Annotated in this window: 5 protein-coding genes, 2 tRNA genes and 3 rRNA genes; 1 reads left to right on the top strand and 9 read right to left on the bottom strand. The window is 38.0% G+C overall.

Annotated elements, in window-relative coordinates:
• Nucleotides 1-106: 106 nt before the first annotated feature.
• From RN605_RS04925 to RN605_RS04940, 4 genes are all read right to left on the bottom strand, one after another.
• Entirely contained in the window at nucleotides 107-2506 is a 2400-nt protein-coding gene (locus RN605_RS04925) for a glycoside hydrolase family 31 protein (RefSeq protein WP_313322739.1), read from the bottom strand.
• A gap of 164 nt (nucleotides 2507-2670) precedes the next feature.
• Nucleotides 2671-4575 carry a 1,4-alpha-glucan branching protein GlgB gene (gene glgB, locus RN605_RS04930; protein WP_313322741.1) on the bottom strand — a complete coding sequence of 635 codons (1905 nt, stop codon included), beginning with the start codon at nucleotides 4573-4575 and terminating at the stop codon, nucleotides 2671-2673.
• 40 nt (nucleotides 4576-4615) lie between these two features.
• Nucleotides 4616-6238, bottom strand: coding sequence for a maltokinase N-terminal cap-like domain-containing protein (locus tag RN605_RS04935; RefSeq protein ID WP_313322743.1), 1623 nt, complete (start codon nucleotides 6236-6238; stop codon nucleotides 4616-4618).
• A gap of 22 nt (nucleotides 6239-6260) precedes the next feature.
• Complete coding sequence (locus RN605_RS04940; RefSeq protein ID WP_313322745.1) at nucleotides 6261-8201, bottom strand: alpha-1,4-glucan--maltose-1-phosphate maltosyltransferase; 1941 nt, start codon at nucleotides 8199-8201, stop codon at nucleotides 6261-6263.
• Nucleotides 8202-8472: 271 nt separating this feature from the next.
• Here RN605_RS04940 and RN605_RS04945 point away from each other — a divergent pair, with 271 nt between their 5' ends.
• A complete protein-coding gene (locus RN605_RS04945; protein ID WP_313322747.1) occupies nucleotides 8473-9120 on the top strand; it encodes an endonuclease III domain-containing protein in 648 nt (215 codons plus the stop codon).
• A gap of 81 nt (nucleotides 9121-9201) precedes the next feature.
• Here the strand turns inward: RN605_RS04945 and rrf are convergent.
• The 5 genes from rrf to RN605_RS04970 form a co-directional block, all read right to left on the bottom strand.
• Nucleotides 9202-9311 (bottom strand): 5S ribosomal RNA (gene rrf / locus RN605_RS04950).
• A gap of 110 nt (nucleotides 9312-9421) precedes the next feature.
• A 23S ribosomal RNA gene (locus tag RN605_RS04955) occupies nucleotides 9422-12301 on the bottom strand.
• Nucleotides 12302-12432: 131 nt separating this feature from the next.
• A tRNA-Ala gene (locus tag RN605_RS04960) sits at nucleotides 12433-12506 on the bottom strand.
• Between the two features lie 107 nt (nucleotides 12507-12613).
• Nucleotides 12614-12687, bottom strand: a tRNA-Ile gene (locus tag RN605_RS04965).
• 87 nt (nucleotides 12688-12774) lie between these two features.
• Nucleotides 12775-14290: ribosomal RNA gene (locus RN605_RS04970) — 16S ribosomal RNA — on the bottom strand.
• Together the 16S, 23S and 5S rRNA genes with 2 tRNA genes alongside form the textbook arrangement of a ribosomal RNA operon.
• Between the last annotated feature and the right edge of the window lie 233 nt (nucleotides 14291-14523).

The following is a 14523-nucleotide window of genomic DNA, read 5'->3' on the forward strand; positions in this document are numbered from 1 at the left end:
AATTTACATCCAAATTTAACCAATATTGCATAAACCATTACTACATAATTTTGCAAAATAATTATAGTATATCAATATAATTTGAATTCTTACAAACTTACAAAATCTAAGACCCAAAAATATGCAACTCTGTAAAATCTTTATCAATTATTAAGGAATTATCACCTTTGATTTGAACTTTATCTAAAGTTAATTTCTCTTTATCTAACTCTATTCTTTTAATTTTAAAAGGCAAACAATTTAGGTTTATCTTAAATTTCGAATATTGAGTTTCAAAATCTCCTTCTTTATGTTGCTGGATAATTAACTCTTTGTCTTTTCCGGTTAAAGTAAATGTTCTTAAAGAAAATCTTCCTTTATTATAATCATAACCATCAGTTGCGTCTTCGTAAACTAATGATTTTTCTTTTCCTAATTTAAAATATACATCCAAGGTCAATTCGTCAAATTGAATTTCACCAACGTATTGTTGTACTGGATATTTTGGAATAATGGCACCTTCTTTAACAAATACTGGAATTTCATCAAATTTAGTATTAACCCAAAGCTCTTTTTTACCTTCAATCAATTCGTGCGTCCAGTAATTATACCAATTACCTTTTGGCAAATACATTCTTCTTCCTTGTGCATTTGGTTCTAAAATTGGACAAACTAAAATTTGATTTCCAAAAATAAACTCGTCTGTTCTGTAATGTGTGTGAAAATCATCTTGATCAAAGTAAACTAATGGTTTCAACATAGGCGTTCCATCATTTACATATTGCCAAAACATAGTATATAAATAAGGTAACAATTGATAACGTAACTCAACAAACTTTCTCGTAATATCTATTACTTCTTCCCCAAAAGACCAAGGTTCTTGTTCTCCATGATCACCTGAAGAATGGGTTCTGCAAAATGGATGAAAAACTCCTAACTGAATCCAACGTGCATACAATTCACCTGATGGTTGCTCTGCAAATCCACCAATATCAGAACCTGTAAAACCCATTCCAGAAATTGACATTCTTTGCATTTGAATGTTTGCAATCCATAAATGTTCCCATGAAGCTACATTATCTCCAGTCCATGATGAAGTATATCGTTGTGCACCCGAATAAGCTGAACGAGTTATAATAAATGGTCGTTTTGGATACGCAAATCGTTTTACACCTTCATAAGTTGCTCTTGCCATTTGTGTTCCATAAATGTTGTGTGCTTTTCTATGACTACAATTATTTCCATCATAATTATGACGCACATCATTTGGGAAAGTTTTCCCAGGAACATCCATAACTGCTGGTTCGTTCATATCGTTCCAAACACCTTTTACTCCTATTTCAGCAATTAACTCTTTGAATAATCCTGCCCACCATTCGCGAACTTCTGGATTAGTATAATCTGGAAAATTACATTCGCCTGGCCAAACTTTTCCTTTCATGTATGGTCCATCAGCTCTACGACAGAAATATTCTTTTTCTAACGCTTCTTGATAAACCCAATAATCTTTATCTATTTTTATTCCTGGGTCAATAATAACCACAGTTTTAAAACCATCTTTTGCTAATTCAGCAACCATTCTTTTTGGTTCAGGAAAATATTCTTTGCTCCAAGTAAAACATCGAAAACCTTCCATATAATCAATATCTAAATAGATGGCATCACAAGGAATTCGCAATTCTCTGAATTTACTTGTAATTTCTTTTACTTTACTTTCTGGATAATAACTCCATTTACATTGATGATAACCCAAAGTCCACATTGGTGGTAATTCTGGTTTTCCTGTTAAATGAGTATAGGTTTTAACTACATCGCTCATTTTTGGTCCATAGAAAAAGTAGTAATTCATTTCGCCACCTTCAGCCCAAAAACTAGAAACATTTCTTCGTTCATGACAAAAATCAAAGAAAGTTCTAAACGTATTGTCAAAGAAAATACCATAGGCTTTGTTATGATGCAAACCAATGTAGAAAGGAACCACTTTATATAACGGTTCTTGGTCTTTATGAAATGCATATTGGTCGGTTGCCCAATTTTCTAGTCGCTTTCCTTTTAAATTTAAATGAGTTGCTTTATCACCTAATCCGTAGAAACTTTCTCCATCTTTAGAAATTTTACTCATTTTCACAATGTTTCCACCGTGTTCATAACATTCTTCCCAATGGAAACCAATTTCATCTTCAAGAATTGGTGTTCCGTCAATGTCATAAATAAAAACCCTAACATCGTGTTTGTTTATTCTACAAAACACTTTACTCGTTTTTATCAGATAAAAAGTTGGTTCTTCTGTAACTTCAAGTTGATTGTAACCGTGTGATTGCGTTTTATCAATAGCATATGAAAAATCATTGCTAAAATATCCTTTGGTTGTATATCTAAATCGAATTAAACTATCTCTTAGAATTGTAACTTTTAGAATTACATTATTGTCAGTATAGAAATAAATACTGTCTACATCTTGTTCAAATGAAACTATTTTTGATGGAAATTGATCACCTTTATATTCTAATTCGGTATTCGTTATCATGCATTTTATTTTAGGTAGTTCGTCAAATTTACAAACTTGAAAACGAAATACTCCTAAGTATCCAAAGTAGTTTTCAACTCAAACGTTTTCGTTGTTTATAAACTAAAAAAGTTGGTTTTTCATCAAAACCAACTTTCCTAGAATCATCCTTTTATTATGTAGTATTAAGAAATCTTGAAAACAGTAACGCCTAATGGTGGCAAAGTAATCTCAGCTGAGTAATCTTTCCAGTTCCAAGGTGTTTTATCAATCTTTATCGCTTTTGGATTTGAAACTCCGCTTCCACCATATTCTTTGTTATCCGAGTTAAATATTTCTGTTAGTTTACCTTTAGTAGTCAGTCCAATACGGTAATTGGTTCGTACCACTGGAGTGAAATTACAAACCACAATCATATTCTCTTTTTCGTTAGTTCCTTTTCTGATGTAACTCAAAACCGCATTTTCAGCATCTGAATAGTTAATCCATTCAAAACCTTCTACTGAAAATTGCTTCTCATAAAACGCAGGATTGTCTTTATACAAAGTATTCAAATCCGTGATGCAATTTTTTATTCCTTTATGAAAACCATATTGCAGCAAATGCCAATCCAAACTTCCTTCAAAATTCCATTCGCTACTTTGTCCAAATTCAGCACCCATAAATAACAAATTCGTTCCAGGATGCGTAAACATATAACCATACAACAAACGAAGATTTGCAAAACGCTGCCATTCATCGCCAGGCATTCTTCCTAAAATCGATTTTTTTCCATAAACTACTTCATCATGCGATAACGGCAACATAAAATTCTCTGTAAACGCATACGTCATCGAAAAAGTCAAATCATTTTGATGAAAACGACGGTAAACTGGTTCTTTTTTGAAGTATTGTAACGTATCGTGCATCCAACCCATCATCCATTTCATCCCAAATCCTAATCCTCCAAGAAAAGTTGGTCTAGAAACCATCGGGAAACTGGTGCTTTCTTCGGCTATAGTTTGCACATCTGGAAAATTAGAATACACAGCTTCGTTAAAATCTTTTAAGAAACTAATGGTATCCAAGTTTTCTCTTCCGCCATATATATTAGGTTCCCATTCGCCATCTTTTCTAGAATAGTCTAAATACAACATCGAAGCTACAGCATCAACGCGCAGTCCATCAACATGATATTGACTTAACCAAAATATCGCATTACTTATCAAAAACGAACGTACTTCATTTCGTCCATAATTAAAAACTAAACTCTTCCAATCCGGATGAAAACCTTTTCGTCTATCGGGATGCTCATATAAGTTTGAACCATCAAAAAAGCCCAAACCATGCGCATCTTCAGGAAAATGCGACGGCACCCAATCCAAAATCACTCCAATTCCTGCTTGGTGTAATTTATCTACCAAAAGCATAAAATCCTGCGGCTTTCCAAATCGTGATGTTGGCGCAAAATAACCCACCAACTGATAACCCCATGATGGATCATAAGGATATTCCATCACAGGCATAAACTCCACATGCGTAAAACCAGTTTCCTTTACATAGGCAACCAATTGCTCCGCCATTTCAACATACGTCAAAAACTTTCCATCACCATTCCTGCGCCACGAACCAAGATGCACTTCATATACCGAAAAAGGTTTGTCCAAACCATTCTTATCCTTTCGGCTGTCCATCCATTTTTTGTCCTTCCACTTATACTCCAAATCCCAAATAACCGAAGCTGTTTGTGGCGGATGCTCGCAATACAAAGCAAACGGATCGGCTTTCTCAGTAATAATCCCGTTATTATTCGACTGAATTTTATATTTATACGTCGTTCCTTTATCTACTCCAGGAATAAACCCTTCCCAAATTCCAGAACCATCCCATCTGACATTCAAAATATGCTCGCCTTGAATCCAGTAATTAAAATCACCAACCACCGAAACCGACCGTGCCGCTGGTGCCCAAACCGCAAAATAAACTCCTTTCACTCCATTCACTTCGGTAACATGCGCACCTAGTTTTTCATAAAGCTTAAAATGTTTTCCTGCTTTGAATAAATTAATATCAAATTCTGTAAAAAGCGAATGTACTTGTACTTGATTCATTTTTATTGTTTTTTGAAACTATAAATGTTTCTTTATATTTTTAATATTTCATTATACTCTGAATTCCTCTCAACGGTATGACTGCCCAGCGTGGTCTCGAGTTCAACTCATAGCCTAACTCATATACTGCTTTCTCAATCAAACAATATTTCAATAAAAACTCAATCTCATGGTCATAGCCAATGTTTAAATTGCCTTCTTGCGCCTTCTCTACATAGGTTTGCAAAAAAGCACCAACAAAATAATTAAACAATATTTCGGCTGCCTTAAACAATTGCTCTTGTTCAAAAGGATACTTGTCTTTATTATTAAAAATCGTCGCATAAATAGCATAATGAAACGAACGAAACAAACCTGCAACATCTTTCAACGGCGGCTGTTTCACCTTTCTATCACGAATAGTGCTTTCGGGTTCACCTTCAAAATCAAGGATATAAAAATCATCACCATTCACCAACACTTGTCCAAGATGATAATCGCCATGAATTCTGATGCGTTCACTCTTCATTTTGGTCCAATCAAAATCCACAAAATGCTTACGAACCAGTTTCTTGTTTTCCATAAATTGATGCGCTAATTCCAAAGCCAATCCATCAAGTTTATGCAAACTATTTTCAATAATATTCAATCTATTCTGAAACTGATACAACATTCGGTTTTTCAACCAAACGGTATAATCACCATTATAAGTCGTAGGTGTAAAAGCTGTATCATGAATGTCACTTCCCAATGCAATATGCATTTCAGCAGTACGTTTTGCTAAGGTTTGCAACTTTAAAAACAGACTCAATCCTACCCAATCAATAATCTCTGGCGGAATTTCATTTATCTTCAATCGTTTAAACAAAGGAATATCAGGCAGTTTATCAATTTTAATCTTCTTAGTTTTCAAATTATTAAAAACTCCGTCAATTTCTTCTAACATAAACTTCCACGCATCACCTTGATTAGGAACCAATTCTTGCATCAAACCAAGTGTTATGCTTCCTTCAGGCAGATGTAAATTAATACTTCCAGTATATGCCGGCGAACTTTCAAAATTCATTCTTTCAGTAAGGAATCTACTAATCTCATAATCAGGATTCGTACTCACATAAATTCTCCTGAAAATCTTCAACACAAACGAATCGTTATATATTATGGAAGTATTGCTCTGCTCCAATCCCATGAACTTTGATGACCTGTATTCTTTGTCTTCAAACTTCACTCCTTTATGAAAAACAAGTTTAAACGCAGGACTTTCTTTCGCTCTAACAATATTATCAAAAAGCAACTTCCTGAAATCTTCTTGATGCAAAGCATCTACCAAAAAACCTTTCTGTTTCCCGAACTGAACCGGTGCAATTATCGTATTAGTATCCAATTCTTCTTCTGCCATAAAAGCCAATGGCATAAAATAATGCTGATAAAAAGCTTCTTTGAAATTCACTTCAATCAAAACACCATAATAATTGTTTTTCCCCGAAGTAATTTTAAAATGGTCAACTATCTCAATATACTTTAGCGTACTCGCTTTTCCACCATACCAACGCTTATTGATAATATAATTTTCAAGTATATCAGATGAAAAAATCTTACTGAATTCATCATCTTCAAATGCAGTTTTCCAATCAGTTTTAAAAATAAAAGGTGTGGTAAAAGTTTCTTGGCTAGTGGTTTCCATGATAGTTTATGTTTTAGTTAAACTATTTAATAATCTTAAATAAGTGGAATGGTAATGATGGATGTAACTCTACAAAATTCCATTCTTTATCCCATATATAACTGTTTCCAGTTATCAAATCAACCACTTTAATCGGTTGACCTGGTTGCACTTTTAAAGACTTTAATGGCAATTGAACCCAAGCTTGTTTTGGATAATAGGGATCAATATTACAAATCATTAAAGTTTCATCAAGTTTATCATCATCATATTTATAATAAGCAATAACTTGGTCGTTATCCGTAGCGCAAAACTCAATATTATTAGTTTGTTGCAAAGATGGTTGCTCATGTCTAATTCTATTCAAACGAGAAATTACAGTGACCAATTTGTTTTGAATAGTCCAATCCCAATGATACACTTCGTATTTTTCAGAGTTCAAATATTCTTCTTTACCTGGCATCGCATCTGAAATCATGTATTCATAAACCGGTCCATACAAACCAATACTAGAACTCAACGTTGCTGCCAAAAAGTATTTGTGCAGATAAACGCTTTCCATACCACTTTGTAATGCATAAGGTAAAATGTCTGGTGTATTTGGCCAAAAATTTGGTCGGAAATATTCTTTCTGTTCCGATTTGGTTAACTCTTCTAAATATTCAATCAATTCCGCTTTTGAATTTCGCCATGTATAATAAGTGTATGACTGAGTAAAACCTTGCTTTGCCAATTCATTCATAATCTTAGGTCGAGTAAATGCTTCTGCTAAAAACAACACATCAGGATGCTTTTTCTTTACTTCAGCAATCAGCCAACCCCAAAAATAAAACGGTTTTGTATGCGGATTATCAACTCTAAAAACTCTGATATCACATTCTTCAACCCAAAACAAAGCAACATCCAACAACTCTTTCCAAAGATTTTTCCAATCACCACTTTCAAAATATATTGGTTGAATATCTTGGTATTTTTTGGGGGGATTTTCGGCATATTGAACTGTTCCATCTGGTCGCCATTTGAACCACTGAGGAAAATCCTTCACATAAGGATGATCTGGTGCTGCTTGCAAAGCATAATCCATTGCAACCTCAATTCCTAACTTCTTTGCTGCTTTTACTAATGATTTGAAATCATCAATAGTTCCCAATTCAGGATGAGTAAATTTGTGTCCACCGTGTTTTGAACCAATTCCCCAAGGCGAACCAACATCGCCAGGTTGTGCATTCGTAGCATTGTTTTTTCCTTTTCTGTTTACTTCTCCAATAGGATGAATTGGCGGAAAATATAAGGTATCAAAACCCATAGAAGCCACACGAGGTAATAATTTTTCACAATCTTTAAAAGTTCCATGCTTTCCTTTTACTTCTGATGCAGAACGTGGAAAAAACTCATACCATGTACTGAATAATGCTTTCTTTCTATCAACATATACTTTCAATTCAATAGAATTATTTGCTAAAGTTCTCGTTGGGTGTGCATAAAAAATATCATGCAACTCTTTTGATAAAGCAATAGCAATGGCTTCATTATATCTTTTTTCATCTTGAAAAGCTTTTATTGCATTATTCAAAAAAGCTTTTTCATCTTTAGAAACTTCTTTCAAAATAGCTTGACAATATTCTGCGCCTTCAAGTAACTCAGATTTCACATGCTGATTATCATTAATTTTTCTCTCTGTGCCATGTTGCCAATTTAGAGCATAATCTACCCAACCTTCCACAAAATAGGTGTAAAAGCCTTGTTTTTCAACTTTAAATTCTGCTATCCATTCGTCATTTCCAGTTTCAGTCATTCTAACTTCTTGCCATTTTTTCTCCTTTTCATGTTTAAATTTAACCGAACAAGCCACAACATCATGACCGTCAGAAAAAACATTTGCTGTAACTACTACTTTTTGACCTATAATTCTTTTGATAAAAAAAACACCACTATCTAGTTGTGGTTTTACATTTTCTATGACAATACGCGTTTGATTTTGCATTTATTTATGTAATTTTAAGAAGTTGTAAGTTAGAAAAAATTAATACAAGTTAAAAACTACGCCAAAATTTATTGAAATATCAAAAAAAATCGAAAAACTGAAAGATTCTTTGAAAATTCCTAAAACAATTCTCTTTACAGTTAGTTTTTCTTGAAGCAATTTCATCAATAACAGTAATTCAATTTGATTGATTTTAACAATATATTCATTAAAACTTCAAATATGAATTTAACAATATAGAATAATTAAGAATATTTAAAACAATTATAAGATGGATTTAAATAATGACAAACAAAAATGGGCAGAAAAACTTAGACCAATTCTAGAGTTGTACAAAGACAAAAAGCATCCATTGAATTATCAAAACCCATATCAATTAATGATAATGGTAATTCTTTCTGCTCAAGATTCAGATGCTAATATTAATAAAATAGCTCCATCACTATTTGAAGTTTATCCAAATTTAGAAAGTATGTCAGTTTCAAATACTGAAGCTCTAATTCCATATATTTCTAAAGTTAGAAATTTTGGAACCAAAGCAAGTTGGTTAATACAAATTGCCCAAGAACTAAAAGAAGATAAAAATATTTCAACAAACCTATCAGATCTTATCGCTCTTAAAGGTATAGGAAGAAAATCAGCAAATGTTATACTTCGAGAAACAAATCAACCTGCTGAAGGTATAATCGCTGATTTACATGTAATCAGAGTTGCTCCAAGAATTGGAATTATTAATGAATCTAAAGATGGTAATAAAGTTGAAAAACAATTAATGGAAAAACTACCAAAAGAAATCTGGGGAGAAATTGGAATGTCAATTTCATTCCTTGGCAGAGAGATTTGCAGACCAACCAATCCAAAATGTGATATCTGCCCATTAAATAATTGTTGTAATTATTACAAATCAAATAATTTATAAAAAAAATAATTTTATAAACCACTAGACTTAAACTTATTAAAAATAAAAAACCCTTACTAAAAATAGTAAGGGTTTTCAAAAAAAAGGCGGCGACATACTCTCCCACATAACTGCAGTACCATCTGCGCAGTCGGGCTTAACTTCTCTGTTCGGAATGGGAAGAGGTGAGCCCCGACGCAATAACCACCTTAAACTGGTTTGCAAGGGTATCCGCCGTGGCGGACAACATTACACAATATCTTAACATACTGAGATAAATAATTTAAAGAAAGTTTCGCCCGAGCCGAAAGGCTCGGGACTTATACATAAGCTAACGGGTTATTAGTACTACTCGACTATGACATTACTGCCTTTACATCTATAGCCTATCAACGTGGTCATCTTCCACGACCCTTAAAAGAAATCTCATCTTGTGGTGGGTTTCGCGCTTATATGCTTTCAGCGCTTATCCCTTCCAAACGTAGCTACTCTGCAGTGCTCCTGGCGGAACAACAGATACACCAGAGGTTTGTCCAATTCGGTCCTCTCGTACTAGAATCAGATCCACTCAAATTTCTAACGCCCGCAGTAGATAGAGACCGAACTGTCTCACGACGTTCTGAACCCAGCTCGCGTGCCACTTTAATGGGCGAACAGCCCAACCCTTGGGACCTTCTCCAGCCCCAGGATGTGACGAGCCGACATCGAGGTGCCAAACCCCCCCGTCGATATGAGCTCTTGGGGGAGATCAGCCTGTTATCCCCGGCGTACCTTTTATCCTTTGAGCGATGGCCCTTCCATGCGGAACCACCGGATCACTATGCTCTACTTTCGTACCTGATCGACCTGTATGTCTCTCAGTCAAGCTCCCTTATGCCATTGCACTCTACGCACGGTTACCAAGCGTGCTGAGGGAACCTTTAGAAGCCTCCGTTACTCTTTTGGAGGCGACCACCCCAGTCAAACTACCCACCAAGCAATGTCCCCCGCATTACGGGGTTAGATCTCAGATAAGCAAAGGGTGGTATTTCAACAATGACTCCACAACGCCTAGCGACGCCACTTCAAAGTCTCCCACCTATCCTACACATCACTTATCCAAGACCAATACTAAGCTATAGTAAAGGTGCACAGGGTCTTTTCGTCCCACTGCGGGTAATCGGCATCTTCACCGATACTACAATTTCACCGAGCTCATGGCTGAGACAGTGTCCAGATCGTTACACCATTCGTGCAGGTCGGAACTTACCCGACAAGGAATTTCGCTACCTTAGGACCGTTATAGTTACGGCCGCCGTTTACTGGGGCTTCAATTCAATGCTTCTCCGAAGATAACATCTCCTCTTAACCTTCCAGCACCGGGCAGGTGTCAGGCCCTATACTTCATCTTACGATTTTGCAGAGCCCTGTGTTTTTGATAAACAGTCGCCTGGACCTTTTCACTGCGGCCAGCATTGCTGCTGGCGACCTTTCTCCCGAAGTTACAGGTCTATTTTGCCTAATTCCTTAGCCATGAATCTCTCGAGCACCTTAGGATTCTCTCCTCGACTACCTGTGTCGGTTTACGGTACGGGTACTGTTAATCTAAGTTTAGAGGTTTTTCTTGGAAGCCCTTAGGTACACTATCTCTTTGTCCGAAGACTCCGAGTACTATCAGTCTTTACCATTCTCGGCGGATTTGCCTACCAAGAATATAGCTACAACCTTCAACGAACACTTCCGTCAGTTCGCGGTACTTTCATCACTCCGTCACCCCATCACAATTAACAGTAGTACGGGAATATTAACCCGTTGGCCATCGACTGTCCCTTTCGGGTTCGCCTTAGGACCCGACTAACCCTCAGCTGATTAGCATAGCTGAGGAAACCTTAGTCTTTCGGTGTGCGGGTTTCTCGCCCGCATTATCGTTACTTATGCCTACATTTTCTTTTCTAACCAGTCCAGCACCCCTTACGAAATACCTTCAACCCTGTTAGAATGCTCCCCTACCACTTGTATTACTACAAATCCATAGCTTCGGTAGTATGCTTATGCCCGATTATTATCCATGCTCGTCCGCTCGACTAGTGAGCTGTTACGCACTCTTTAAATGAATGGCTGCTTCCAAGCCAACATCCTAGCTGTCTGGGCAGACAAACCTCGTTTTTTCAACTTAGCATACATTTGGGGACCTTAGCTGATGGTCTGGGTTCTTTCCCTCTCGGACATGGACCTTAGCACCCATGCCCTCACTGCTGGTAAACATTATATAGCATTCGGAGTTTGTCAGGAATTGGTAGGCGGTGAAGCCCCCGCATCCAATCAGTAGCTCTACCTCTATATAACTTATCTCCAGCGCTGCACCTAAATGCATTTCGGGGAGTACGAGCTATTTCCGAGTTTGATTGGCCTTTCACCCCTACCCACAGGTCATCCGAAGACTTTTCAACGTCAACCGGTTCGGACCTCCACTATGTGTTACCACAGCTTCATCCTGCCCATGGGTAGATCACACGGTTTCGCGTCTAACACTACTGACTAAAGCGCCCTATTCAGACTCGCTTTCGCTACGGATCCACAACTTAATTGCTTATCCTTGCCAGCAACGTTAACTCGTAGGCTCATTATGCAAAAGGCACGCCGTCACCCCACTAAAGGGCTCCGACCGCTTGTAAGCGTATGGTTTCAGGATCTATTTCACTCCGTTATTCACGGTTCTTTTCACCTTTCCCTCACGGTACTGGTTCACTATCGGTCTCTCAGGAGTATTTAGCCTTAGCGGATGGTCCCGCCAAATTCAGACAGGGTTTCACGTGCCCCGCCCTACTCAGGATACCACTATTGATATCTTTTCTTACTTATACGGGACTATCACCCTCTATGGTTAACCTTTCCAAGTTATTCTAATTCAATCCGCATCAAATGTCGTGGTCCTACAACCCCAATCTTGCCGTAACAACATTGGTTTGGGCTAATCCGCGTTCGCTCGCCACTACTTACGGAATCACTTTTGTTTTCTTCTCCTCCGCCTACTTAGATGTTTCAGTTCAGCGGGTTTGCTTCCTTATCAGGATGACATGTCTTCAACATGCCGGGTTGCCCCATTCGGATATCTACGGATCAATTCGTGTGTGCCAATCCCCGTAGCTTTTCGCAGCTTATCACGTCCTTCTTCGCCTCTGAGAGCCTAGGCATTCCCCATACGCCCTTATTTTGCTTATGTGCCGCCTAAATATTATAAAAATACTTAGGACTTTATTATAAATACATGATAAATCACATATTTAATGTACTTTCTACTTTTTAAATGTTTTTATCTCAATATGTCAATGAACTTTTTCGCTTTTGCGAATGTGGAGAATATCGGAGTCGAACCGATGACCTCCTGCGTGCAAGGCAGGCGCTCTAGCCAGCTGAGCTAATCCCCCATTTCAATTTTAGATTTTTGAATTCAGATTTTAGATATATGAATTGTGTCTCTAATTTCTTTTGGTGAATTCCAACTTCTAGAATTTCCTTTTAAAGCTAAAATAAGTAGTCCCGGGCAGACTCGAACTGCCGACCCCTACATTATCAGTGTAGTACTCTAACCAGCTGAGCTACGAGACTCTGTATTATTTTGCTTTGTTTTATTTTGAACTAACAGCGAGAGTAAATTAATCTCAATAAGTAATTCTTTCCTTTTTTTGTCTCTAGAAAGGAGGTGTTCCAGCCGCACCTTCCGGTACGGCTACCTTGTTACGACTTAGCCCCAGTTACTAGTTTTACCCTAGGCAGCTCCTTACGGTCACCGACTTCAGGTACCCCCAGCTTCCATGGCTTGACGGGCGGTGTGTACAAGGCCCGGGAACGTATTCACCGGATCATGGCTGATATCCGATTACTAGCGATTCCAGCTTCACGGAGTCGAGTTGCAGACTCCGATCCGAACTGAGAACGGTTTTATAGATTCGCTCCTGCTTGCGCAGTGGCTGCTCTCTGTACCGTCCATTGTAGCACGTGTGTAGCCCAAGGCGTAAGGGCCGTGATGATTTGACGTCATCCCCACCTTCCTCACAGTTTACACTGGCAGTCTTGTTAGAGTTCCCGACTTGACTCGCTGGCAACTAACAACAGGGGTTGCGCTCGTTATAGGACTTAACCTGACACCTCACGGCACGAGCTGACGACAACCATGCAGCACCTTGTAAATTGTCCGAAGAAAAGTCTGTTTCCAAACCTATCAATCTACATTTAAGCCTTGGTAAGGTTCCTCGCGTATCATCGAATTAAACCACATGCTCCACCGCTTGTGCGGGCCCCCGTCAATTCCTTTGAGTTTCAAACTTGCGTTCGTACTCCCCAGGTGGGATACTTATCACTTTCGCTTAGCCACTCAGATTACTCCAAACAGCTAGTATCCATCGTTTACGGCGTGGACTACCAGGGTATCTAATCCTGTTCGCTCCCCACGCTTTCGTCCATCAGCGTCAATGTATTGTTAGTAACCTGCCTTCGCAATTGGTATTCCATGTAATATCTAAGCATTTCACCGCTACACTACATATTCTAGTTACTTCACAATAATTCAAGCCCTACAGTATCAATGGCCATTTTCTAGTTGAGCTAGAAGATTTCACCACTGACTTATAAGGCCGCCTACGGACCCTTTAAACCCAATGATTCCGGATAACGCTTGGATCCTCCGTATTACCGCGGCTGCTGGCACGGAGTTAGCCGATCCTTATTCTTACAGTACCGTCAAGCTGGTTCACGAACCAGTGTTTCTTCCTGTATAAAAGCAGTTTACAATCCATAGGACCGTCTTCCTGCACGCGGCATGGCTGGATCAGGCTTGCGCCCATTGTCCAATATTCCTCACTGCTGCCTCCCGTAGGAGTCTGGTCCGTGTCTCAGTACCAGTGTGGGGGATCTCCCTCTCAGGACCCCTACCTATCATCGTCTTGGTGTGCCGTTACCACACCAACTAACTAATAGGACGCATGCTCATCTTGTACCGTTGGAACTTTAATTATTAAATGATGCCATTCAATAATACCATGGGGCATTAATCCAAATTTCTCTGGGCTATTCCCCTGTACAAGGTAGATTGCATACGCGTTACGCACCCGTGCGCCGGTCTCAAGGAAGCAAGCTTCCTCTACCCCTCGACTTGCATGTGTTAGGCCTGCCGCTAGCGTTCATCCTGAGCCAGGATCAAACTCTTCATCGTATATTTTTTGTATTTTTAGACAAAGGCTAGTCTTAATTTCTTGCGACTTACTTACTCTCTTATTTTGTTTTAATGTCTCCATTAAAACGGCTGTCAATTCAATATGTCTATGAACGTATTCTTTTATTTTTTCGCTATTCTTTCGGTTAGCGGGTGCAAAAGTACAACTCTTTTTTTAACCTGCAAGAAAAAATTAAAATATTTTTTTCTTTTTTCTCTTTGATGAATTTTCA

The organism is Flavobacterium sp. PMTSA4, from assembly GCF_032098525.1.
GTDB classification, from domain to species: domain Bacteria; phylum Bacteroidota; class Bacteroidia; order Flavobacteriales; family Flavobacteriaceae; genus Flavobacterium; species Flavobacterium capsici.